At 57.3% G+C, this 24,952-nt stretch carries 19 protein-coding genes and 1 pseudogene; 11 read left to right on the top strand and 9 right to left on the bottom strand.

Features of this window, described 5'->3' with window-relative positions:
* Window positions 1-5: 5 nt before the first annotated feature.
* Window positions 6-734 carry a metallophosphoesterase family protein gene (locus tag ACAW74_RS05425; protein ID WP_370697170.1) on the top strand — a complete coding sequence of 243 codons (729 nt, stop codon included), beginning with the start codon at window positions 6-8 and terminating at the stop codon, window positions 732-734.
* A 150-nt stretch (window positions 735-884) separates the two neighbouring features.
* Window positions 885-4,298, top strand: a complete 3,414-nt coding sequence (locus ACAW74_RS05420; protein WP_370697169.1) for a M36 family metallopeptidase — start codon at window positions 885-887, stop codon at window positions 4,296-4,298.
* Window positions 4,299-4,372: 74 nt separating this feature from the next.
* On the opposite strand, the gene guaB is transcribed toward ACAW74_RS05420, so the two are convergent.
* Window positions 4,373-5,845: an IMP dehydrogenase gene (gene guaB, locus ACAW74_RS05415; RefSeq protein ID WP_370697168.1), complete on the bottom strand. Its 1,473-nt coding sequence runs from the start codon at window positions 5,843-5,845 to the stop codon at window positions 4,373-4,375.
* 72 nt (window positions 5,846-5,917) lie between these two features.
* Window positions 5,918-6,148, bottom strand: coding sequence for a VF530 family protein (locus tag ACAW74_RS05410; protein WP_370697167.1), 231 nt, complete (start codon window positions 6,146-6,148; stop codon window positions 5,918-5,920).
* Window positions 6,149-6,216: 68 nt separating this feature from the next.
* Between ACAW74_RS05410 and ACAW74_RS05405 the strand changes: the two genes are divergently transcribed.
* The 3 genes and pseudogenes from ACAW74_RS05405 to ACAW74_RS05395 all read left to right on the top strand — a co-directional run bounded on the left by ACAW74_RS05405 (window position 6,217) and on the right by ACAW74_RS05395 (window position 7,250).
* A complete protein-coding gene (locus tag ACAW74_RS05405) occupies window positions 6,217-6,546 on the top strand; it encodes a hypothetical protein (protein ID WP_370697226.1) in 330 nt (109 codons plus the stop codon).
* Window positions 6,503-6,862: pseudogene (locus ACAW74_RS05400) on the top strand (ATP-binding cassette domain-containing protein); the annotation flags it as partial. The gene ACAW74_RS05405 and the pseudogene ACAW74_RS05400, both read left to right, overlap by 44 nt.
* Before the next feature lie 241 nt (window positions 6,863-7,103).
* The gene (locus tag ACAW74_RS05395) at window positions 7,104-7,250 is read left to right on the top strand and encodes a hypothetical protein (protein WP_370697166.1); all 147 of its coding nucleotides are present in this window, start codon (window positions 7,104-7,106) and stop codon (window positions 7,248-7,250) included.
* A gap of 28 nt (window positions 7,251-7,278) precedes the next feature.
* On the opposite strand, the gene mnmE is transcribed toward ACAW74_RS05395, so the two are convergent.
* From mnmE to ACAW74_RS05375, 4 genes are all read right to left on the bottom strand, one after another.
* The gene (gene mnmE, locus ACAW74_RS05390) at window positions 7,279-8,646 is read right to left on the bottom strand and encodes a tRNA uridine-5-carboxymethylaminomethyl(34) synthesis GTPase MnmE (protein ID WP_370697225.1); all 1,368 of its coding nucleotides are present in this window, start codon (window positions 8,644-8,646) and stop codon (window positions 7,279-7,281) included.
* A gap of 100 nt (window positions 8,647-8,746) precedes the next feature.
* A complete protein-coding gene (locus ACAW74_RS05385; protein WP_370697165.1) occupies window positions 8,747-9,784 on the bottom strand; it encodes an oxygenase MpaB family protein in 1,038 nt (345 codons plus the stop codon).
* Window positions 9,785-9,872: 88 nt separating this feature from the next.
* On the bottom strand, window positions 9,873-10,634 hold the full coding sequence (locus ACAW74_RS05380; RefSeq protein ID WP_370697164.1) for an MBL fold metallo-hydrolase: 762 nt from the start codon (window positions 10,632-10,634) through the stop codon (window positions 9,873-9,875).
* Window positions 10,635-10,735: 101 nt separating this feature from the next.
* Window positions 10,736-11,116 (bottom strand): response regulator, encoded by a 381-nt coding sequence (locus ACAW74_RS05375; RefSeq protein ID WP_370697163.1) that lies wholly within the window; start codon window positions 11,114-11,116, stop codon window positions 10,736-10,738.
* 216 nt (window positions 11,117-11,332) lie between these two features.
* On the opposite strand from ACAW74_RS05375, the gene ACAW74_RS05370 reads away from it, so the two are divergent.
* Window positions 11,333-11,773, top strand: a complete 441-nt coding sequence (locus ACAW74_RS05370; RefSeq protein ID WP_370697162.1) for a WapI family immunity protein — start codon at window positions 11,333-11,335, stop codon at window positions 11,771-11,773.
* 9 nt (window positions 11,774-11,782) lie between these two features.
* Here the strand turns inward: ACAW74_RS05370 and ACAW74_RS05365 are convergent, their stop codons facing one another.
* A complete protein-coding gene (locus ACAW74_RS05365; RefSeq protein WP_370697161.1) occupies window positions 11,783-13,243 on the bottom strand; it encodes a glycoside hydrolase family 30 protein in 1,461 nt (486 codons plus the stop codon).
* Window positions 13,244-13,301: 58 nt separating this feature from the next.
* A complete protein-coding gene (locus tag ACAW74_RS05360; protein WP_370697160.1) occupies window positions 13,302-17,000 on the bottom strand; it encodes a PAS domain S-box protein in 3,699 nt (1,232 codons plus the stop codon).
* 903 nt (window positions 17,001-17,903) lie between these two features.
* On the opposite strand from ACAW74_RS05360, the gene ACAW74_RS05355 reads away from it, so the two are divergent.
* From ACAW74_RS05355 to ACAW74_RS05335, 5 genes are all read left to right on the top strand, one after another.
* Entirely contained in the window at window positions 17,904-19,163 is a 1,260-nt protein-coding gene (locus ACAW74_RS05355) for an arsenic transporter (protein ID WP_370697159.1), read from the top strand.
* 117 nt (window positions 19,164-19,280) lie between these two features.
* Window positions 19,281-20,012, top strand: coding sequence for a hypothetical protein (locus ACAW74_RS05350; RefSeq protein WP_370697158.1), 732 nt, complete (start codon window positions 19,281-19,283; stop codon window positions 20,010-20,012).
* A gap of 139 nt (window positions 20,013-20,151) precedes the next feature.
* The gene (locus tag ACAW74_RS05345) at window positions 20,152-21,399 is read left to right on the top strand and encodes an MFS transporter (protein ID WP_370697157.1); all 1,248 of its coding nucleotides are present in this window, start codon (window positions 20,152-20,154) and stop codon (window positions 21,397-21,399) included.
* Window positions 21,400-21,435: 36 nt separating this feature from the next.
* Window positions 21,436-22,482 carry a hypothetical protein gene (locus ACAW74_RS05340; RefSeq protein WP_370697156.1) on the top strand — a complete coding sequence of 349 codons (1,047 nt, stop codon included), beginning with the start codon at window positions 21,436-21,438 and terminating at the stop codon, window positions 22,480-22,482.
* Between the two features lie 80 nt (window positions 22,483-22,562).
* Window positions 22,563-23,543: a hypothetical protein gene (locus ACAW74_RS05335; RefSeq protein ID WP_370697155.1), complete on the top strand. Its 981-nt coding sequence runs from the start codon at window positions 22,563-22,565 to the stop codon at window positions 23,541-23,543.
* 44 nt (window positions 23,544-23,587) lie between these two features.
* On the opposite strand, the gene ACAW74_RS05330 is transcribed toward ACAW74_RS05335, so the two are convergent.
* Window positions 23,588-24,937: a sensor histidine kinase gene (locus tag ACAW74_RS05330; protein WP_370697154.1), complete on the bottom strand. Its 1,350-nt coding sequence runs from the start codon at window positions 24,935-24,937 to the stop codon at window positions 23,588-23,590.
* Window positions 24,938-24,952 lie beyond the last annotated feature (15 nt).

Genomic DNA, 24,952 nt, shown 5'->3' with positions numbered 1-24,952 from the left:
GGTGCATGAAAATTGCATTCATTACCGACATTCACATTGGCGCCGAAGGCGAGATGCCGGCGGGCGTCGATGTGCGGGCCAATTTCCTGAAAACACTCGATGCCATCCGGGCTACCAAACCCAACTGCCTGGTGCTGGGCGGCGACCTGTGTTTCGATGTCGGGGTGCGTGAGATATACCGCTGGATTTACGAGCAATTGCAGGATTTGCCCTGCATGTGGTTTGCGATTCCGGGCAACCACGACGACTCGGTGATGCTGGCCGAAGAGCTGCATCTGACGCGCCATCTCAACGGCAATGAGCTTTACAGTGCTACCCCGCTGGAAGGCTATCCGGCCCTGTTTCTCGACTCGTCGCGAGGTGTTTTTTCGGAAGCACAATGGACCTGGCTGGCCGACGAACTGGCCGCCATCCATCATAATGCGCTGATTTTCTGTCACCACCCGGTGCTGCCTGCCGATACCAAGTTCATGGATGTCAAATACCCGTTCAAACAACAGGATTTGTGGCTGGAAATCACAGAGGAACTGCCCTGCCGGATGCAGGTGATCAGCGGGCATTATCACTGCGAGGCGGTTGCCCAACGGGCCAATACCACGGTGTTCATTACGCCCTCTACCTACATTCAGCTCGACCCGGACACCCCCGAGCTGAAACTGGACAAAACACCGCCCTACTACCGCGAAATCACGGTAACGCCGCACGGTTTAACTACTCGGATTATCAGCGTTTAGGAGAAGGTAGTATCGAGGCGATAAAGGGATAGCGCAAAACATGACCAACGAGTAAATAGGGGTCGGTTTTCGGATAAACTATTGGGCGTCAGTCGTAGAACGAGTAGCTTAGATCAGCCTAAGCAATCCTGCACCTGTGACTATTCGTTTATGAATCCACCGTTTACCGGACGTACCCCGTTTGCCGCTATCCTACTGACGCTACTCTGCCTGGCGGGCTATGGGGCCTATGCCCAGGCTGAAATCGAAACGGCAAAGCAGTATGTACGTCAGCACGGGCAAGCTCAGGCAATCAGCCCGGCCGATGTCGATGAGCTGATTGTGTCGAGCGCTTACCTGTCGCCGACCACGGGCTGGTATCATGTTTATTTCAATCAGGGCTACCAGTCGATTGAGGTCTACAACCGGCTGATGAATGTCGTGCTGGCGGGCGGTCAGGTAACGTACCTGACGCACAATTTTGTCCCCAACTCGGCCAGCCTCCCGAATGTGGGTTCACGCAAAAACACGCTTACGCCCCTCGAAGTGCTGAAAAAAGCGACCACGCATGTGGGTATGCCTGTGCTCGATGCCGGTCAGGTTCGGGAAATCAGTACCGTCAGGCTGGGGGATGGTACGCTTACGAAAACGGTTTACGCGGCCGCGGCCGTCTCCAGTGATCCCATCAACGTAAAGCTGTACTGGTTGCCTATGGAAGTCGACCGAAAAGGCGAGAGCGTGGTCGATAGGCTGCAACTCACCTGGAACGTTACCTTTCTGACCCCTGACGGCAAAAACCGCTGGTCTATTCACCTCGATGCCAACACGGGCGAGGTGGTGCGGCAGGTCGACGAGGTGATTCATTGTGATTTCGGTGCGCCCGCCCATACACACGGGCCGCCGGTGGGTCATAGCAAAGCGCCTATTCGTTCGTTTGGATTGCCCGCAAAATCGTTTGCTGCCAATAGCTACACGGTGTTCGATTACCCGCTGGAAAGCCCCAGTTTTGGCACCCGCACCGTCTCGACGAACCCGTATACCCGTTTCGTTCCCGGCGGTACGGGACCGGGCGCTACCAATGGCTGGCATACCGACGGCACCACCAGCTACACCATCACCCGGGGCAACAATGTCTGGGCGCAGGAAGACGCGAATGCCAACGACGGGGTAGGGGTCAGCCCAGCATCGGCTACGCTGGAATTCGACTTTCCCTACACACAGGGCTTAAACACCGCCGCTGCCAACCAGAGTGCCGCTATCACTAACCTGTTTTACTGGAGCAACGTGATTCACGACGTGTTGTGGCGCTACGGATTCGACGAACCCAGCGGCAATTTTCAGCAGACCAACCAGGGGCGGGGTGGGGCCGGTAACGACTATGTGCTGGCTGATGCACAGGATGGGGCGGGCACCAATAACGCCAACTTTTCGACCCCGCCCGACGGCGGCAATGGCCGTATGCAGATGTACCTCTGGACCGGAAACAGCTACCAGCCCGACGGTGATTTCGACAACGGCATTATTTCGCATGAGTATGGCCACGGCTGGTCGGTTCGGCTGACGGGTGGCCCGGCCAATGTGTCGTGCCTGCAAAACATAGAGCAGCCCGGCGAAGGCTGGAGCGACTACCTGGCCCTGATGTTGACCACCAACTGGTCGTCGCTGAGTGCCAATGTCGCCAGTGCTAACCTGCCCCGTAGCATCGGCACCTACGTGGTGGGGCAACCAACGACCGGGTCGGGCATTCGGCTGTACCGGTACTCCTACGATAAGGCGAACATCAACAACCCGGTCACCTACGCGAAAGTGGGCGACGTAAGTTTCTCGCGGCCCCACGGGATCGGCTCGATCTGGGCGACGATGCTATGGGATATGACCTGGGAAATCATCTTGCAGGATGGGCAGATCGAGGCCAATGTCTACAGTACCCCGGCCAGCGTAACGGCGATGCGGGGCAACGTGGCCGCGTTGAAACTGGTAAACGAAGGGCTGCGCCTGCAACCGTGTAGCCCCAGCTTTGTGCAGGCGCGGGACGCCATCTTACAGGCCGATCAACTGCTGTTCAACGGGCGGTACCGCTGTGCCATCGGTCGGGCGTTTGCGCGGCGTGGGCTAGGAGCCAATGCCTCAACGGGCAGCTCATCGAACGACCGGATCGTGATCGAAGATTTTACGCCTATCGATGGGGCCAACCTAAGCTCGCCTACCACCGCTACGATCTGTACGGGAACGGTTTTCGCCTACACGGCCACCTCGGGTACGTCGGGCCTGACCTACGCCTGGTCGCGACCGGCAGTGTCGGGTATCAGCAACGCCAGCGCTACGGCTAATGGGGCTGTAGTCAATGAGATGCTCGTCAACACAACCAACGCCCCCATCACGGTAATCTATAGCTTTTCGATGAGCCCCAACGCATGCGGGACGGTGTCGGTCGTGCCGGTTACGGTGTTGGTAAGCCCGATCGTAACGCCAACCGTGGGAGCCTATTCCATCTGTCAGAATGCCACGGTACCTGCCGGACAGGGACTTGTGGTGCCTGTCAGCCTGCTGGGTACGTTGAGTGGAACCCTGACAACCAGCTCGCCTACTTATGCCCACGCCACGGGCGACAACGTAACGACCTACGCCGCCGGGTCGACCGTGTATTATCGCTCCTACACGTTTACGGCCCCGGCCAGCGGCACCCAAACGTTTGAGATCACGGCCGCGTCGCTGAGCGATGGGGGCAACAATGACACGTACCTGTCGCTGTATCAGACGGCCTTCAACCCGGCGAATCCCGGTGCCAACTTTCTGCGCGGCGACGACGACAGCGGCGCCGATCGGCTGTCTAAGCTGACCCATTTGCTGGTGCAGGGAACCACCTATATCGTTGTGGTCTCGGCTTATAACAATGGCATAACGGGCAGTTACACCTTGCAGGCGAGCGCCCCCGTATTTGCTGGCGGCACACCTAACTGGTTCACGAGTGCCAGTGGCGGTTCGGCCATCTTTACCGGCCCTGTTTTCAACCCGGTGGGCGTAGCTGGCTCCGGGGTGCCCAATACGGCCACGCCGGGTACCACCACGTTTTACGTCTCGACGGCCGAATCGGTAGCCTGTCGCCGGGCCACCACGTTTACCATCCAGACGACGGCACCACCTACCGTTGCCAGCGTAACCATCACACAGGGAAGTTCGGTGGTGCTGAGCGCCAGCGGGTGTACGGGCGCGACAGCTGTGCTCCGATGGTACCAAACGGTTGGTGATGGCGAGGTGAGCATGCCCGTTTCACCAACCGCAACAACACAGTATTACGCCCGCTGCCAACGGACAACGGGTAGCCTCAGTTGCCTCAGCGACAAGAGCCTTACCAGTACGGTTACCGTGATGCCGGGTACGTTCGTCGAGTCGGTGGCGTCGGGCCCCTGGAACGCCCCCTCGACCTGGAACTGCAACTGCATTCCGAATGGTACGCTGCCCATCAGGGTTCTGCATACCGTGACTGTACCCGATGCTTATACGGGGCAGGCCAAAGGCATTCGGTTTGGTGGTAACGGAAGGTTATCGGTGCAGGGCTCGGGCCAGATTGCGACCCTGAATTAAAGCTCGGCCAATAGAAACAAACAAGGGGGAAATGACCTTGCCATTTCCCCCCGTTTATACTGAAAAAGCCTCGATTACCGCGACGAATAATTGGGCGCTTCTTTCGAAATCTGAATGTCGTGTGGGTGGCTTTCTTTAGAGCCGGCCGTAGTGATCTTCACAAATTTGGCCTCCTGCAAGGCTTCGATGGAGGCCGCTCCGCAGTACCCCATGCCAGCTTTCAGGCCACCCACCATTTGATAGACGATCTCCGACACTTTGCCTTTTACCGGCACCCGGCCCACAATGCCTTCGGGAACGAGTTTCTTGATATCATCTTCGGCATCCTGAAAATAACGGTCTTTCGATCCATCTTCCATCGCCTCAACAGAACCCATACCCCGGTAGCTTTTGAACCGGCGACCTTCAAACAGAACGACTTCACCGGGCGCTTCTTCGGTGCCAGCCAGTAACGATCCGATCATGACTGTACTGGCACCACCGGCAATGGCTTTGGTGATATCGCCCGAGAAACGGATGCCTCCGTCGGCCACCACCGGAACGCCTGTGCCACGCAGGGCTTTGGCGGCTTCGTACACGGCCGTCAGCTGCGGCATCCCGATCCCGGCAATGATCCGCGTGGTGCAGATACTGCCCGGCCCAACACCTACTTTCACGGCGTCGGCACCGGCATCGGCCAGGGCTTTGGCCCCTTCGCCCGTCGCCACGTTCCCCGCGATCACTTGGAGTTTCGGGTACGTTGCCTTGATGTTCTGAACGGCATCGAGCACACCGCGCGAGTGGCCGTGGGCCGTATCGACGCTGATCACATCGACGCCTGCCTTCACCAGTGCCTCAATGCGTTGCAGCAGATCGGGCGTTACGCCAACGGCGGCACCCACGCGCAGCCGGCCCAGTTCGTCTTTGCAGGCGTTGGGGTGGCTTTTGCGCTTCAGAATATCTTTATACGTGATGAGGCCCACCAGCTTGTACTGGTCATCGACGATGGGCAGTTTCTCAATTTTGTATTCCTGCAAAATGCTCTCGGCATCTTCCAGCGAAAGCCCGGCTTTGGCCGTGATCAGGTTTTCGCGGGTCATAATGGCCGTAACGGGCTGCGACAGGTCGCGCTGGAAACGCAGGTCGCGGTTGGTCAGGATACCGATGAGCGTACCGTTGTCGTCAATGACGGGAATACCACCGATCTTGGATTCGCGCATAATCCGGTGCGCATCGGCGAGGGTAGAGCCTTCGGTAAGCGTGATGGGATCGATGATCATCCCGCTTTCAGAGCGTTTTACCTTGCGGACCTGTTCGGCCTGCCGCTCGATGCTCATGTTTTTGTGGATAATACCGATACCGCCTTCTTGTGCCATCGCAATGGCCAGATCCGACTCGGTGACGGTGTCCATCGCGGCAGAAACGAGCGGCACATTCAAGCGAATGGCGCGGGTAAGCTGGGCGTTGGTGTTGGTGTCTCTCGGCAGAACCTCCGAGTAGGCGGGGAGCAGCAGTACGTCGTCGTAGGTAAGCGCTTCGTACAAAAACTTGCTGGCGTCTAAGCTCATGGCAAATAAACAGGGAGTGTTATTTGCCGGACAAATCTACGAAGAATCTTTGGAAGTTAGGTAATGGAATTGTTAAGACTGCGTTTGGCGCATCAGCTTCAGGTATAAACCTTCCACCCGCTCCCGCGCCCAGGGCGTCTTGCGCAGAAATGTCAGGCTCGATTTCAGGCTGGGGTTACTGCGAAAACAGTTGATCGGAATGCGCTCGGCCAGTTCGTTCCAGCCATAGTGCTGCACAAGTTGCTCAAGGATCTGGGCGAGCGTGATCCCGTGGAGCGGATTGTTGGGTTGTTCCTGAGGCATTGAGTATGATGGTTTAGTTGAATTGACCAAAAAGGGCTGCTTGACTAGCGAAACCTGCGTTTTTACGGGTGAATGGCTGCCGCCTGATTGCTCCCGGCTCACCAAAGCCTTACAAACCTACGGAAGGAACACCGAATCGGAACGTACCCAGCCGAACCGGCAGCAAACTGAGTAAAGTCAACCACGTTCCTGATACTGTTCCACGTCCAGGTACGTTGCCCGCGCTTACGTTCGGTGGCTCAACGCAAGCCCCGCCACCGGTCGATATGTCTGTTTTTGTACCGCCACCTACTGTCGCCGATGAGGTTTCGTCGCCAACGCACCCGCTGATCGATGCGTTAACGCAGGCGCTAGGTGCTGCTGCCTGCTTTGAAACGGGGCAAATAAGGAGCGACTGAGGTGGAAGAGCGGGCCATGCAGAAGCTCCAGCTGGTGGGTATGGCCGACTATGCCCGCAAACCAACCAGTAGATTGTCGGGCGGGCAGCAGCAACGGGTAGCGATTGCCCGTGCGATGGCCAACGACCCCACCATCATAATGGGCAACGAGCCAACGGGCAATTTGGACAAGGCCAACACGAATAATGTCTTCAGTATTTTTCGGGATTTGGCCGCGCAGAGACAAACCATCATCGCCGTTACGCACGATCCTGATTTTGCAGCAGGCACCGATCGCATTATTGAAATGTCCGATGGGCAGATTGTCAAAGCCTAAGAGCCTTTGGTTACCGTATCTATAAGATTGGCAAAATATTTTTTACAAATAGTTATAAATACAGACATCCGTAGGGCGATCATTCCCGTTAGTATAGCTAACCGTACATCGTAATCGTGTGGTTACAAATGACTTACCTACCATTTTATACAAAAAGGTAAGTAAAAAGTGATGATGATGTGACCATGTGTTATGAATGAAGTCTAAGCATAACCACTACGTATAATACGCTAAAACTACCATGAAACTTACGCGTTCTTATCCCGCTGAAACCATTACGCATTCGTTTGATTGGGTAAATACGCTTACCTGGAGCGTTGTCGCCCTGATCGCCACTGTTTTAAGCTGCTCACTCGTCCTGTTGGTAGCCCGCGTTATCTTCGGCTAATCGTTGCCAATAAGCCTCTGGGCAACGGCTACTTACCGATACAAAACCGGCTGAAGATCGAATCGAGCAGATCATCGGTGGTGACTTCGCCGGTTAACTCACCCAGTTCGCGCAGCGCCACGCGCAGATCCATCGCCAGCCAATCGGCCGACGTACCTGCGTCGAGTGCGCTCAGGGCGCGGGTAATGGCCTCGTCAGTAGCGATCAGGTGTTGCAGGTGACGTGCGTTGGTCACGACGGCGCTGCCCGTCTGCATGGCTGAATTGCCGCGTGCCTGTGTCGACAGCGCCGTTTTCAGCGCGTCGATCTGCGCTTCTTTGGCCGAAATCCACAAAATTCGGCCGACTGCTTTCAGGGTCTGCTGCGTATGAGCGGGCGTCGCGTCGGCTTTGTTGCCAACCAGCACATAGGGTTTACCTGACCCGTCCAGTTCAGCCAGCGTTTCCTGCAACGCAGCGGGTGTGGTCGTGGTGCCATCGAACAGGTAGACGACGAGCGCAGCTTTCTCAATTTGCTGCCGGGTACGTTCCACGCCAATCGCCTCGATCGTATCGGTGGTGTCGCGCAGGCCCGCTGTGTCGATGAGCCGGAACCGGATGCCATCGATGAAGAGTTCATCTTCGATTACGTCGCGCGTGGTGCCAGGGATGTCGGAGACAATCGCTTTTTCTTCGTTCAGCAGCGCGTTCAACAGCGTCGATTTACCCGCGTTGGGCTTACCCACGATCACCGTCGGAACACCATTCTTGATGACATTACCCGCCGAAAACGACTCAATTAGGGGTTGAATGACGGCGCGGATAGCCTGCATCAGCTGCCGTAGCTGATCGCGTTTGGCAAATTCGACGTCTTCTTCGCCAAAATCCAGTTCCAATTCGACCAACGCCACAAAGTCGATCAGTTGCTGGCGCAGGTCTTTCAACTGCCGGGAAAAACCGCCCCGCAGCTGACTCAGCGCCGCGCGGTGGCTCGCCGCTGAGTCGGCCGCAATGACATCGGCTACGGCTTCGGCCTGCACCAGATCGAATTGTCCGTTGAGGAAGGCCCGCTGTGTAAACTCGCCGGGCTTGGCTAGCCGGGCGCCCGCCTTGGTCAGCTCGGTCAGGATTTGCCGGATAATGTATTCGGAGCCGTGGCACGAGATCTCAACGATGTCTTCTTTGGTAAACGAACGCGGGCTGCGAAACACCGTAACGAGTACTTCGTCGATCAGCAGGCCGGTGGTCGTACGGAGCGTGCCAAAATGAGCTGTATGACTTGGCTGCTGCGTGAGGTCTTTGCCACGGAAAAGCCGGGCGGTCAGGTCAATGGCGCCTTCGCCCGATACGCGCACAACGGCAATAGCGCCAATACCGGGGGCCGTAGCCAGCGCCGCAATAGGTTCGAGTTGGTGGATCAAAATGAGTTGGAGGTTTGAGGTTTAACGTTTGTCGTTGTCGCCACTTGGCCGGTGTGCAGCCAACGAATGACTGGCGTCAAACGACAGACGTTAAACCTCAAACTGTTTTTGGTATCAGTTTGGGAAAGATGGGGAGTCGGTTAACGATACCCATCAGCGACTCTTCGACCGGCACGTTGGGAATGCCCAGCGCGTCGGCATGATCGGTGCCGAGGAAAAAACGCATTTGAGCGGCGGCGAGGTTCCGTGCCGATGGTTTACCGCTGAGGGTCGTGATGGCATCGAGCAGCGCCTTGGTCAAGCCCCGCCCCGCTTCCGAGGGGCCAAACTGTCGCCGGGCGATGAGCTTGTCGAGGTGAAAGGCTTCGCGCAGATTGCGGGGAAGTAGTTCGTCGGAAACCCCGTTGATAAAGCCAATTACGTTAATGTGATGCAGGTAATCCTCCTCGTCGGCTTCGGTCATGGAAACGCCCATTTTGCGCAGCCCACGCAGGACGATGTAGCTGAAGGCGCCCATCGTACCGACCATATCTTCCTGACAGACCGGTACGCCCCAGGCCTCGTCCCAGCGCGGCACGCCGTTCGTGTTTGCCTGATAGGCATACCAACGGGCAGCGGCATGAATCAGCCTGATTTTCAGTGTATACGTAATGGCTTTCGGGGTGCCAGTACCCGCTCGGCTACTCAGCCAGTTTTTGGGATCATTGACCGCAAATACCCACTCGCCTGTTTCCTGAAGGCGGCGCGGCGTGTCGGTTTTGATGCGTTCGGTGAGCCAGAGCAGTTGAATGCCGTTGGCCCCCAGGTACGTATACGGCAGCGACAACGTACCCAGCGCGAGGCCAATCGCCCCGGCATGTTGCTGGAAGAAGGCCATGCCCCGCTGCATCCGCGCCCGATCGGCCCAGGTCGGCAGGTGGGCATGGTCAACAAAAAATTGCCGTACGGCCTCGGGTTGGCCGGTCGTGTCAAAGGAGGTGGTGTCACCCAGCCAACGCATCAACTGACCCACGGCCGCGTGATGTCCCTGCGCGGCTACAGCGGCAAGTACGGCGTCGGCGGGGGGATCGCCCTGCAACCGGGCATTGGCCAGCTGGGCATCCGTAAAAACGCGGGTAGGTTTAATGGCGATCATACCGGTACAACAACGCGAACGGCGGATGGGTTGCCGGTGTGGTTGGATGGTTTTGGCTGACGCCCAGGAGACGCATGGGAATGCGTCTCTACAGGTTGATTTGGAGGCCATCATACCCGAGCCGTACGCCCGCGGGGAGGCTCTGGTTGACTTCGCGGTGCAGACCCATCTGATGACTGATGTGCGTCAGGTACGTTCGTTCGGGCTGAATACGCTCGACCAGCGCCAGGGCTTCAGATAAAGTAAAATGCGACAGATGCGGCTCGTGCCGGAGGGCATCGAGCACCAGTACGCGGGTGCCGCGTACTTTTGCCAACTCGTCGTCGCTGATGTAGTTCAGGTCGGTCAGGTACGTGAAGTCGCCGATGCGAAAGCCAAAAACCGGCAGTTTGTGGTGCATCACCTCAATGGGCGTGATCGGCACACCCTGCACCTCGAACGGCTCGTTGCGGATCATGTTGGTAATGATGCGGGGAACGCCGGGATACCTGAATTCGGCAAAGATGTAGGCGAATTCGCGCTCCAGTTGTTGCAATACACTTTCACGAGCGTATATGGGCATATCCTGCCCCGACCGGAAGTTGTAGGCCCGTACCTCGTCGAGGCCGGCGGTGTGGTCTTTGTGTTCGTGCGTAAAGAGAACGGCGTCGAGGGTCAGCAGGCCCAGGCGCAGTACCTGCTGGCGAAAATCGGGCCCGGTGTCGATCACAAAGCTTTTCCCTGCCACGGCGATATGTACCGATGTGCGGAGTCGTTTGTCGCGAAAATCGACCGAACGACACACGGGACACTGACAGCCGATCAGCGGAACGCCCGATGACGTGCCTGTGCCGAGGAGGGTGATAACCATAGAACGTTTACAGTCTTCAGTTTTCAGTTTTCAGTTGCGCTGCCGTCCTGCTGTACGTCATCAGAAACGGAGCAACTGAAAACTGAAAACTGTAAACGTCTTTATTTGTCAGTTAAGTGGTTGACAACCTCAACGAGGCGGTCGAAATTGAGCGGTTTCACCAGCACATCGTTGAAACCAGCCGATTTGAATTCTTCTTCGGTGTAGTTGCGGGCATTGCCGGTGATGGCCACCACCGGAATGTTGGCCTTGGTTTTGTCGCTAAGGGCACGTACCTGCCGAACGCACTCCATGCCATCCATGACAGGCATGTTGATGTCGAGCAGCAGAATGGAGAAGTCCTCTTTGTCAAGAATTTGCATGACTTGCTCCCCATTCTTTACCGCCGTAATGTCGTAGTTCTGAAACTCCAGAATTTTGCGGGCCAGGTTTTGAATAACGGAACTGTCTTCGGCGATCAGGACGCGCTTCGAGGATGCCATACGGGTAAAAAGGTCTGTTTTAGGTCGGTGAAATTAACGCAAAAAGGCCAACCACCGCCACCCCTGTTTAAAATCAGAGGGATAAATTTTCGCTACACGGGTAGCTATTGAGCTGTGTTTTGGCTAACTTTATCTGGCTTGCCTATGGTGTTTATCGGTTTTATCTGCGGGCAACAATCAACGGGTGAGACCGGCCTCTTTCTGTAATCAACGACTATGAAACTAACTGGGCCTCAGGGGGATTTTGAACTGAACATACTCGATTATGAGTATAGTGATTCGGCTGATTTTCTGGATCGTAATTGGCTAATCGTCAGTTTGGTAACGAAAGAGGGCGAGCAACAGTCGACCCGGACGCTAACTTTTCTGTCGACCTGGGAGTTGGAAATGCTCCACGACTGGATGCAATCGGTGATCGACAACGCCGAACTGGCTCCCAAACTGACCTTCATCGAACCTACATTGAGTTTTTGCAATCTGTCGGATGCGAAGGAGCATTACGTGTTCCGCATCCGCATGAGCGACAGCGCCACGCCCGCCTGGCACGACGATGATACCCGGCCCTATTGGCTTCCCGTAACGCCTAATAAAGACGAACTGCGGCAGGCTATTGGCGACCTGGCCCGTCAGCTCAACAAGTTTCCCGTACGGGCCTGATTAGCCCGTTTACCAGACATACGTACCGACGCTTCCGCCCGGCAGGGTCGCGACCACCGCGCGCCGACCTTGCCGGATGGTGAACGTCTGCGTAGAATCGCGTTCGTTCTGCACGATCAGCACTTTTTTTCCGGCTGGTGTCTTGAAGGCTACGTTTGGTAGGGAGCCCGATTCGGTGGACCCGATCCGTATCGACCCCGGCCTGACGAACTTCGACGCGTGGGCGATAATGTAGTATGCTACGTTGCGCGTCACCCGATTGCCGTCGATGGTCAGTGCGCCCAGGCATTCGGTGCAGCCCCCGTCGGTATGCGGGTTCTGGGCCGGATCAGCGGCCAGATTCCACTCCAGCACCGTACGGCACCAGTTGCGGGGCGCCCCGATGATCAGGTTCTTGACGTGCCAGTTCAGATCGCCCTGAAACGTGCCTTTAACGCCCGTCCATTGCTCGGTGAAGTACAGATTTTTCGTCGGAAACTGGTCATGAACCTTACCCAGCGCGCTGATGGGTCCGTTGTAGAGGTGAAACGCACTCCCATCGGCATACTGCGCCGCCTCCCGGTCGGCGAGAATATCAGTGACGTATTCGGGGTGGTCGGCATTATGATCGTACAGAATGATTTTGGTCGAAAGCCCTGCTTTCCGGAAGGCTGGTCCCAGGCTTTTCTTCAGAAAATCGGCCTGCTCGGCGCTGGTCATCAGCAGGCTCGGATTGTTGCCGGGATGTAGCGGTTCGTTCTGAATCGTGACGGCGTGGATGGGAATGCCTTCTGCCTGCATGGCCTGAACGTACCGGACGAAGTACCGGGCATACACGTCGTAGTAATCCGGTTTCAGGCTGCCTCCCTTCGAACTGCCGTTCGTTTTCATCCAGACAGGCGGCGTCCAGGGCGTAGCCAGAATGGTCAGGTTGGGGTTGATGGCCAGAATTTGTTTCAGCAGCGGCAGCAAGTCGGCCCGGTCGGGTTCCAGGCTGAATCGAGCCAGACTCGGGTCGGTTTCACCCGCAGGTACGTCGTCGTAAGTGAACACGCGGTCGCTTAGGTCCGACGCCCCGATGCTGATACGCAGGTAGCTGATCCCGATGCCCGTGGGGCTGATCAACTCCCGCAACAGGGCAGCCCGGTCAGCGGGTTTCAGTCGGTTAATTAGTATAGCGCTGCCGCCCGTGAGCGTATACCCAAACCCGTCCATCGTCTGAAACGTCTGCGTTGGATCGATGTCGATAACCGTTCCGCGGCTGGCTACTGAGCTGAAAACTAACCCGCTTTTTTGCTGTTGGAAACGGATATTCTGGCCCGGTGCCGTCAGCCAGCAAGCCACATCTGTTGGGGCTGCTAATGCAATAGATTGGTTGGCGGTGGGTTGAGCCGTCAACGGCGTCTGGTAGTCGGTTATCAACTTGCTCAGCAGTCCGAAGGCCGCCAGCCAGCGCCAGTGTGTGTGGCCGAAATGAACAGATACAGGCATAGGAAAAGAAGGTAGTAGGTACGTTGGTCAGCCACCCGACCTCACCAACGTACCTGGATTACGGCCGTGGCGTCGCTAGAAACTCGTTGAAGGCAGCCTCGAGGGCTTTCAGCTCCTGCGCCAACTGGCTGGTGTCCTGAACTTTCAGCTTACCCTCGGCTTCGCGGGCAATGCGCGCCAACCGGGCCACGCCCACCGTGCCGGCACTGCCTTTCAGCGTGTGCAGGTGGCTTTTGACGGTAGGAATGTCGCCCGCCTCAAACGCCGAGAGTGATTCAGTAACCAGTTCGGTGGCCTCGGTCACGAAATCATCAAACACACTCTCAACCAGTTCGGCCCCGCCAATGTCGCGCAGTTGTTCCAGAATGTCGTGGTCGATAACGGGTTCAGACTGGTAGGGGGCAAGGAGCGGGGAAGGGGCGGGGGGCTCGGGACTAGGGGCTGGAGACAGCGCTGGTTGCTGCTGCGTGGCAGACGTACCGGATTGCCGCACCGGCGGACCGGTCTCTGCGGGGGGGGCGGGTTTGTTTTTGATCAGGTCATTGACTTTGGCAATCAGACCCTGCGCCCGGATTGGCTTGGGAATGTAGTCGTCGAGGCCCTGACTGAGGAAGCGTTCGCGGTCTTCGCGCATCGAGTAGGCCGTCATGGCCACAATGGGCGGCAACTGGTTGTCGAATTGTTGGCGGAGGAACCGCGTCGTTTCGACCCCATCCATGTCGGGCATCTGAATGTCCATAAAGATGATATCGAAAGGAAGGCCGGAAGCAACCGTCTCCGGTTTCCTGTCTCCGGCTTCCAAGCTCCCTTTATACGCTTCGATCGCTTCCGGCCCGCTCGAAGCCGTCGTGACGATGCAACCGGCTTTACGCAGGATTTCGCTGGCGACTTTCCGGTTTACGGCGTTGTCGTCGACCAGTAAGATGACGGGGTGGTAATCGGTGAAGAAATCCGTCACTTTCATATCGGCGGCGGCTTCCTGCGGGCTTTGGGTGGGGCTGATGGCCGTTTCTTTTAACTCGACCGTGAACCAGAACGTGCTGCCCATGCCCACTGTCGACTCCACGCCCACTTCGCCTTTCATCAGGTGCGCCAGTTCTTTCGAGATCGAGAGCCCTAGGCCTGTACCGCCAAAGGTTTTCCGCGACGACGTATCGACCTGGCTGAACGAGTTGAACAGTAACCCGATGTTTTCCGGCGAAATACCGATGCCCGAATCGCGCACTTCCACCCGAATCCGATTGAATTTGCCTCGCTTGCTCACCAGCGACGCCGCCACCTCGACAGTGCCCTGTTCGGTGAATTTCAGGGCGTTGGAGGTCAGGTTCGACAGAATTTGCAACAGCCGGGTCTGATCGGCGATGACGTATTGGGGCAACTCGGGCGTCAGCGTGTAGAAGAGCTTGTTCTGCTTGGCGTTGGCCTGCTGCCCGAAGAGGGCAATCAGCTTCTCGAAAATTTCGGACAGCGTGACCGGGGCTTCGTGCAACACCATTTTCCCCGCCTCAATTTTCGACAGGTCGAGAATGTCGTTCAGGATGTTGAGCAGCGTCTCCGACGACCGGCGGATGGTGCGCACGTAATCGCGCTGCTCGTCGTTGAGGACGGTGTCGTTGAGCAGATCCACCATGCCGATCACGCCATTCATGGGGGTACGTATCTCGTGGCTCATGTTGGCCAGGAACCGCTCTTTCACCTTCAGCGAACGTTCGGCTTCTTCTTTGGCCTTCACCAGTTCGGCCGATTGCCGCTTCAGTTCGGTGATGTCGCGGGCCAGCGCCGCCACTACCGAGTAGCGCCCGTCTTCGTCTTTGAGCAGCAGCATGTTGAACATAAACTGCCGTTCGGTGCCGTCTTTGCGGCGAAGGGTCGCTTCGAAATTCCGTACCGACCGGGTACGTACCAGCTTGAACAACGCCCGCCTGATGACGCCGGGGTCGACAAAGTAGTTAAGTGCGTTTTCGCCCAGCACTTCGTCGGGCGTATATCCGCTGCGTTTGAACACCGAGGGGCTGACCATCGTGACGTGCCCATGCCGGTCGACCCGCACATAGATGTCCTGTAGGTTTTCAAAAATGCCCCTGAATTTCTCTTCGCTGCGCTCGAGATTGAGCTGGGCGACCTTTCGGTTAGTGATGTCGCGCGCGATGCCCGATACTTCCTCGATCACGCCGCCCGTGAGCAGGATGGGGTTCAGGTGCAGTTCGAGCCAGCTTTCCTTCCCCGCCATCTCAAAGCGCATCTCGAAGTTCTGCCGCTGCCCCCGGAATGCCTGTTTATAGCGTTCGTCGAGTAGCCGCCGGTTGTCGTCGCCCACGCCGCGCCAGCCCTGTTTTTCGGCGCTGAGAAACAGGCGGGGTTTTTCGTTGGTCAGCTGCTCGATCAGTTGGGCGTAGTTCTGGTTGAAGGTCGTCAGCTGCATCGCCTTATTGACCGACCAGATCAGGTACGTGCTGCTGTCGAAAATGGCGTTGAGCCGGGCCGTTTGCTTGTTCAGCGCGGCTTCGGCCTGTTTGCGGGCAATGGCCAGCGCCACCTGCCCCGAAATGAATTCGAGCAGTTCGAGATCGCGCGGGCCGTAACGGTTGGGATCGTTGTACGACTTCACCCCGATGATGCCCGTGATTTCGTCGCCAATCCGCAGTGGGGCCGTCAGCATCAGCTTGGGCTGCTGTTGACCGTAGAGGTCAATCTGGTGTTCCTGGGCGAGCCGGTAAATGTCGGTATCGTGCAGGAAAAGCGGTTTGTTGGCCCGGATGGTGTACTCGGTCAGGCCGCTGCCGAGGCGCTTTTTGGTGAACCGCATATTGCCCTGAAACGACTCATCGACATAGTAGGGGAAGATGAGGTAGCGTTTGCTTTGGTCGTACAGGGCGATGAAAAAGTTGCTGGCGTCGATGATGTTGCCCAGTTCGTGGTGAACACGCTGATAAAAGTCATCGAGGTTGGGCGTGTTGAGCGTCCAGCTGGCAATGCTATAGTACAACCGCTGCGCTTTCTCGGCCCTGATTTTCTGCGTGATGTCGCGCAGGATGCACCGGAAGGCAGTGGGTTTGCCCTGATCGTAGCGGCAGTTGACGCTCCCCGACAGAAATAGCGTGCGGCCTTCCTTGGTCTTGAATACGGTCTCGAACGACGGGTTCGGCTCCCCCTCCTGCACGCGCTGTAGCCGGTCGAGGGTGCTCTTCACGAAGTCGGGGTGTAGCACGTCGAGCAGGGAGAGCGAGGCAATCTGATCGGCGCTGTAGCCCAGGACTTCACGCCAGGCCCGGTTCACAAAAATGAATTTGCCGTCGAGGGTAATCAGCTGAATCAGGTCGCTGGTGTTGTCGACCAGGTCCTGCAACTGCGCGTTGGTATTACTCAGCGCCGACGCGACCCGCCGTTTGTTGGTCAGGTCTTCGCCAACGAGCGTGAAAGCATCGGTGCGGCCGCCCGTACCGTTGGGAATGAAGGAGTTGAGGTGAACGTTGCGGGTCGATCCTGAGCGGGTCAGAATCTGAATTTCGCGCTGTTCGGGGAAACTACCCCGCAGTAAGGCCTCCTGAAAGAGCTTTTTCAGCGTGGTTTGGTCGGCGGCGGGCACCAGCACCTCGAAGAAATTCCGGCCAATAATTTCGTCCATCGACCAGGCCGTCACCCGCAATGTGTACGGGTTTACGTACGACACCGAGCCATCGTGTTCGACGGTCAACCCAATCAGATTCAACTGATCAACGGTTTTTCGTACATCAAAAGGTTGGGTGGTGGTCGTCATCAGAAACAGAGGGGCTCGTTTATAGTCATTGGTGGTTACTCATCGCTACTCCTGGCAATGAGTAACTAAATTACTTCAAGACGAACGGATTAGCCAGCAAAAGGGCGAATGCATTGAAAAAAGGCGGGAAGAAATAGAACGGACCCAAGCCGGGAAAGCTCCAATGTCCAATCGTCCGCTGCCACTAGTAGTAACGAACGTAGGTACGTTGCTTGTTGCCGTCGGGAGGGATAACGCCTCAACGTGCACGATTAGTGGAGCGAAAAAAAGAGTAGGCAGAAGCGATTTAATCGATTGACTCTGATTGAACTGTCGACTGGTTATCGTCGTAAAAAAAGCGAATGAGCCTGCCCATAGAGTGTATTTGCCCTTTCTTCTTTTTTTAAAACTTACAATTTAGTAAGAATAGTATAGGGCAACGTAGGAAAGAACAACTTTTATGTAAATAGCTAGCAGTAAAGTCAGCGTTAAAACGCATTCTTTTAGATTAAATATCGATTAATTGCTGTACTAGGAAGTAAGTACTTGCTGAATACGCTATTTGATCAATTGTAGAAATAAGATACTGTCGGTCAATAGGTTGTGGATGGATAGTCTCATCGAAAGCAGGTTGTCAGGTCGCTCTAACTACGAAACAATAAAATAACGGGCTGGGTATATGTACTACGCTGAGCCAACAAGCCAATTGTCTCCACATCTGGCAGGCAAAACACCCTTTGTTTGTTCGTGTAATTAGGCAACATCGCCGTCATTTTTAGATCAAATTAGTCATAAGTTGCTGGTTATAAATGAAAACAGTAGCCGCGGTATGCGTCTTTTTGATAAGCCATTTTACGCAGTTATCCGCGTTTTTCCGGCTGTCTACGACGGCTTTAGCCCATCCACATCATCACGTTAGTCTACATGGTCATTAGTAGTATCTGGATTATTGCGCTGCTTGCCATTGCCGGCATTATTGTCCGCCCGTTCAACGTACCTGAGTTTGTCTGGGCCGTGGCGGGTGCCGTGTTGCTCCTCCTACTGGGCCTGATTACGCCGACCGACGCCCTGACCGGTATTGGGAAAGGCACCGATGTGTATCTGTTTCTGACGGGCATGATGCTGCTGGCCGAAACGGCCCGCGATCAGCAGCTATTCGACTGGCTGGCGGCGCTGGCTACCAACCGGGCCGACGGGTCGGCTGGTCGACTGTTTACGCTGGTCTATCTGGTTGGCGTCGTGGTCACGACGTTTCTGTCGAACGATGCTACGGCGGTCGTGCTGACGCCAGCGGTGGCTGCGGCCGTGAGGGCTGCCAACGTAGAACGGCCATTGCCTTACCTGTTCATCTGCGCGTTCATAGCCAACGCCGCTTCATTTGTGCTGCCCATTTCCAACCCGGCCAATCTGGTCATCTACGGCACCCATATGCCTTCACTGGGGCATTGGCTGGCGCAGTATGGAGCTCCATCGCTGGTGTCGATTGCCGTCACGTATGCCGTACTGCGCTACACGCAGCGGGCGAGTTTGCAGGGGGGCGTGGCGCGGGCCATTCCGGTGCCTGGGCTGCCTGCGGGGGGAAAGCTGGCACTGGCTGGCATTGCCCTGACGGCCCTGGTGCTGCTGGGTGCATCGGCCCTGGATGCCGAACTCGGCCTGCCAACAGCCGTAGCCGGTGTGCTGACCTCGCTGGTCGTATTGGCCAAAGCCAGAACAAATCCGTGGCGGGTCGTGAGGCAGGTGTCGTGGTCGGTGTTACCGCTGGTAGCCGGTCTGTTCGTGCTGGTGGAAGGGCTTAATAAAACGGGTCTTGTTGGCTATCTGGCGGCGTTGTTACAGCAGGAGGCCGCCCGCTCGATAACCCAAACAGCCTGGCTGAGCGGGGGCGGGCTGGCCCTGGCCTGCAACCTGATGAACAACCTCCCGGCGGGCCTGATCGTGGGATCTGTTATTCAGGCTGGTGCCGTGCCTGACATGATCAAAAGCTTTCTGCTGATTGGTATTGACCTGGGGCCAAATCTGTCGGTAACGGGGTCGCTGGCAACGATTCTGTGGCTAGTGGCACTACGGCGCGAGGGCCTGCGCGTCAGTGCCTGGGCGTTTCTCAAACTAGGAATACCGGTGATGCTGCTGGCCCTGTTGGCTAGCCTGGCTACCGTATGGGCTTATTATCAACTGCCTTGAGAACGTACCCAGCCGTTGCCTGGCTACCGTATGGGCTTAAGAAAACTTAATGCTTTGTTCAGGTTGGCCTCAGTTGGCACCGATAGGTTTGCCAGCGAAACTAACTCGTCAACGCATATGCAAACGAACCAGATTGCCCTGTATACCGCCCTGCTGATGGGCACCTGTATGACAACGATAACGCACGCCCAGATTCCGGCCGAACCATTGGCTTCGCCAATTCAACTGGCGGGTGGTGGGCCAAGACCGCCCCGGCCCGGTGGAGGACACCCGATTCAACCCCAGGCGATTACGTCGCTGACGACGCTCTCGGGAACGGTGGGCCAACTGACTGCCAACGAAGACGGTATCCTGAATGGCTTTACCCTGAACGCCAATGCTACCACGCAGCCGGTGCGATTTGGTACACACCTGGGTCAGCAGGTCGAGGCGGCGATCAAAGCCGGTAGCCGGGTCGCGGTGATGGGCTATAGCAAGGTTAGTCCGCAGGGTGAAACGTTGTTTCAGTTGGTGAAACTGGATGCGGGGAAAACACAGCTTGTGGACTCGCCTCCGGCCATCCCTCAAAACCCGATGACTCCCACCAGACAAACCATCAATGGTAAAGTAGCTGACTTTCAACTGGACCGTGAAGGCCGGGCCAACGGACTGGTACTGGCCGACGGAACGGTAGTGAAAATGCCGCCTCACGTGGCCGGGCAGTTAACGACGTTGGCGCCTAAAGGGAGTACCGTGACCGTTGACGGCTACGCACAGCCGCTTGGCGATGGACAGGTACAACTGCAGAAGCATGCTATCGTACGCGCCTCCGTGCTGACGGTGGGCGGGCAGTCGTACCTGATTCAGTAACGATTACGCCGGGGCCAGTCGAGGCTGGCCCCGGTCTGTTTTACTAAGTGCTTACAGCGATACGTGCACATCGCTGACCGATTTGCGCCCCATCCGGGGGCATCGTGCCCGATAGATTACCAGTACTCAACGCTATAAAATGATCGATACACTACCTGCTTCCCGCACCCGGCAACCGGGGAGGGGCACCCTGCGTGCGCTCGACGCCGCCAACTTTTTTCTGGCTGACGTCCGCGACGGCCTCGGGCCTTACCTGGCCATCTACCTGCTCACAACCCTGCACTGGGACGCTCAAAACATTGGCATTGCCATGTCGGTCATGGGCATCGCTACGGTGGCGGCCCAAACCCCCGCCGGGGCGCTGGTCGACCGGACGCGCTACAAACGGCTGTTTTCGGTAGTGGCTTCCCTACTGATTGCATCGGCAGCGTTGCTAACCATCTCGTTTCCTGTCTACGGTGTCATTATCGGCGGGCAGGTGGCTATGGGCGTAGCGGCAGCCTGGTTTACGCCTGCCGTAGCGGCTATCACGCTGGGCATCGTCGGGCCGAAGGCGCTGGACGGACGAGTCGGGCGAAACGAGACGTTCAACCACGCGGGCAACGTGTTTGCCGCCTTATTGGCCGGGCTGATTGGCTACTATGTGAGCAGCGCCGGTATTTTCGTCTTGCTATCGGTCATGTCGCTCATCAGTAGTTTCTCCATCTGGCAGATTCAGGAAAAAGACATCGATCATGAGCTGGCACGGGGTTGCCCCGACGAAACTGGCGACTATAACGACGCAGAGGATAAGCCTTCGGGTTGGCGGGCGGTCTTTGGCAACCGCTCCATTCTGTTTTTTGCGCTGGCCTGCGTGCTGTTTCACTTCGCCAATGCGGCCATGCTCCCGCTGTTGGGGCAGCGACTGGCGCAGGGGATAGATGCCGGTACGTCGTCGGCTTACATGTCGGCCTGCATTATCGTGGCGCAGGTCGTGATGATTCCCGTCAGTCATTGGGCCGGTAAGCTGGCGCCATCGGGTCGTAAACGGCTGCTGCTGATTGCCTTTGCCGTGCTGCCCGTTCGGGGACTGCTGTATACCCTGACCAACGACCCCACGCTGCTGGTTGCCATTCAGGTGCTCGACGGGGTTGGAGCGGGCATCTTCGGCGTATTATCGATTCTGGTGGTATCGGACCTGACGCGAGGCAGTGGGCTATTCAACACTACCCAGGGGGCTATTGCCACGGCCGTGGGGCTGGGCGCGTCGTTGAGTAACGCCTTTGCGGGAGGCATCCTGCAACGAAGTAATTACAATACGGCCTTTCTGGTACTGGCCGGTATTGCCGTAGCGGCCGTGGCCGTACTCTGGTTTTTTGTGCCGGAAACGGTTGACAAAACAGCCTGATACAAGCTACCTCAACAACTGAACAAACACATTATTATGAACCGATTTTACTACGTAGCAGCGAGGCATGCGCTGTTGGGAGGGCTAGTTATGCTGTTGGCAACCAGTTGTATGACCAGTCGGCGAGCGTCGGAAGCCCTGCAACGGGTGGCGCAGGATCAGTGCGCGATCGATTCGAGTCACACGTCTGGGTACGTGTTCCGGCCAGCTGCGCTCCTGGCGGGCTCTGCCGACGAGACCCTGTTGCGTGGCCGCTACGGACCGCGGGCGCTGCAAATGGCGCAGGCGGTGGGGTTGATCCCGTTGCTGGTGCAACTAACCCGGCTGGAAGCCGCCGAAACCAGCGCGCTACCGGCCGGACAATCGGAGGCCGCGCCGTCAACTACGTACCTGGCCCTGCGGCAGCGGATTACGGATCAGTTGCAACTCGCCACCGCCGACATTGCCACAGCGGCGGCGCTGATCGACTGCGACACCAAGCGGGCTACCCTAACGGCCACGTTGCTGACACGCCGGGAGAATATCCGGGAGAAACGCATGACGATCAGCGCCATTACCATCGGGGCCGTCGCCATTATTGGGGCTAGCCTGCTGAACCTGCATGAGCGGCACGTGGCTGCCGACTGGCTGCACGTGGCCGGGGGCGTGGGTGAAGGTGCATTAGGCGTGTTGGCCCTGCGCCAGAAACCTCCCCGCATTGCTTTTCCGCACGTTCGTAATCCGCTGCGCGACATCTGGGAGCGTCCTGCTCAATCGACCCAGTTTGCGCCCTTGGTGTGGTTCTACCTAAACCAGCCCAGAACCCGTGTTGCCGGCACAGGCTCTCCCCGGTCTGTCGTCATTGAATTACGCGAACGGTGGGATATACTAACCTCGCTCGATGCCGCCGGAAAACGCGCCCGCAAACCCCACCACGAGGTTGCTTATTTCGGTGAGGGTGATGACTACGACGCCGAAGCCCTGACGTTGCGTGCCACCATGCTGGGGCAACTGGAAACCGAAATCAGGCTGATGAACAATGATTTAACCATTCTGCTCAATGAAATCGTGAGCCCCAAAAAAGGCGTTGCTCCGCGCCGTTAACGCGTTAGATGAATTAATTCTTTCTTAAGCGTTTCTTCATATGGGGTGGGCAATTTTGGTTTGTTAAACAGACAAAACCAATGAAACGAATCATCCTCACCGCATCCGTGCTGGTAACGATGCTGATCACGGGCTGTAGCCCAACGGCTACGGTCAACCCCGATCAGCCATCGGTAGCCAACGCCCGGGCCGGTGCCTCGAGTCAAACCCTTGCCCTGATTGCGCCACTGCCCACCTCGACCTTGCCCGGCGGTGTAAAAACGTACCTCGACCAGAACTACGCGGGGTATTCGCTCATTAAAGTGGATCGCAGGCGGGAGCCCGGCACCACTACGCTGGCTGGAACAACCGTAAAACTCCTGCAAAACGGTACCGTGGTCAGCCTGGATTTCGACGCCAGCAACGCCTTGGTCGCTAAGCCCGCCGGACCACAGGGTGGCCCAAAGCCGCCACCAGCTCCCACGGGAACACATTCGGTCAGCTACCTGGCGCGGACTGAATTGCCTGCGGCCGTGGCCAGCGTCGTTACCAGCAGTACGTATGCTGCCTATACGTATGGCTGGTCGGAACTGCACGTTCATGACGGCGTGACGCAGTATGATGTAAAACTGTTCAGCAACAACCAGCCCATAACGCTGCACTTGAGCGCCAGTGGGGCCATTGTTACTCCGGCACCTCCCGCTGGGCCGGGTGCTCCTGGTTCTGGTACCGTTACAGCACCAGTATCGGGTACGGCAACGCCACCCAAGCCGGCCGGTCCGGTGTCGGGTACGGCCACTGCGCCAAAACCGCCTGTCCCAACTGGCCCCGGTTCATCGACAGCTACGCCATCAGCGCCAGCTAACCGCTCGTTTATATTGGATGCCAGCAAGTTGCCGTCGGCAGTAGGCACGTACCTGCAAACCAATTTTAGCGGTTATACTTTCCTGGGCGCCGAACTGGCAACGCCACCGACTGGCTCGACCGACGAGTATACAATCGACATTGCCGTGGGTAAGCAACTCTATAAAGTCCGCGTTACGGCAACGGGCGAACTAATAATGGCCGAAGCCCGCAGCTAGTCGGTTAGCTACCGGATGGTGTTGATTTGGTGAGGGGATGTTCGTCAGGCGGGCATCCCCTCACGGCGTTGCAGCCGTATCTCCGCCCGGAACCGACCTTCAGCGCCGGAAACGTGTAATGTGCCTTCCATTAGCCGTATCACCTGGTGGCTGATCCACAAACCAAGCCCATAACCGTCATGCTGAGGGTTGGCCTGGTAAAATTCGCGACTCAGTTGATTGGGGTCGGGGATCGGAGCAGTGGTCTGGTTAGTTAGCGTCCAGCTAAGCTGGTTGGCCTGCCGGTTCAGGCTTAGGTCGAGCTGGGTGCCGGGCGTCGCATACTTTACGGCGTTGTCGAGCAGATTCAGCAAGACGTTGGTCAGCTTATCCAGGTCGGCCCAGACGGTCAGATGGTCAGCGGTTTCGTCGAACGAAATTGCCAGAAACAGGTGGCGTTCATTGAGGGTTCGCTGGTAGCGTTCGGCCAGGTGGAGCGTCAGATCGTCGAGGGCGATGGTCTCGGGGCGAAGACATAACGTACCTGCCCGTAGCTGACTCATCGCCAGCAGGTCGTCGACCAGTCGGCTAAGGCGGCGTAACTCGGTTAACTGGCTGTGCAGAAAACCCCGTTCGCGATCAGTAATGGTCTCGCGCTGAGCGACTTCAATCTCCGTGCGGAGAATGCTCAGCGGGGTGCGGAGTTCGTGCGAAGCGGCGGCAAAAAAAGTGTGTTGCGTGTCGACGGCCTGCCCGATCCGGGTCAGCATCTGGTTGATGGTTTCGGCCAGCTCCTGCAATTCATCGCCGGAGTTCGGAATGGGGATGGGCGTGGTGTGCTCGGCCCGGCTGACCGACTGTGCCGAGGTGATAATAGCGCGCAGCGGCCGCAGAAGCCAGCCACTCAGCCACCAGGCACTCAGCCCCGACACCAGTATACTGGCCAGCAACGTAAGCAGGAGCAACAAGCCCATGCTGCGCAGTTCGCGGTGTAGCGGTCGGCTGCTATGCCCTACCAGGGTGAGGAGCGTGCCGTAGCCGTCGTCGGCATGGCGCACCGAACGGGCTAGCCGGAACGTGTCGGCTTCAACAACGGCGGCACTTGTCAGTAGTGATGAATCGGTGGGAAAGCGGGGCGATTGATAGAGCCGTTTACGGGAGTTGCCACTAATCAGCCAAAGGGCCATCACCTCGCCCCGGTCAGGTAGAGGAATGACCAGTGGGTATACCGAGGTGCGGTCTGAGAGCCGCCCCGCCCGTTCGACAAGGGTACGGTTGTCCTGCTCGACCAGCACCGCCCTAACGCGGCTGAACAAGTACCCGGCGGCCCCGGTAAAACCCAGAAAAAACGTAGTCCCGAAAACCAGCCCCATTTTGAATCGGATGCTGCGGGCCGGGCGGATGGCGGTCATCATGGTGATGGGCTGGGC

This window comes from Fibrella musci (genome assembly GCF_041321105.1).
In the GTDB taxonomy this organism is placed as follows: domain Bacteria; phylum Bacteroidota; class Bacteroidia; order Cytophagales; family Spirosomataceae; genus Fibrella; species Fibrella musci.
This window is presented reverse-complemented; position numbering and strand designations above follow the sequence as displayed.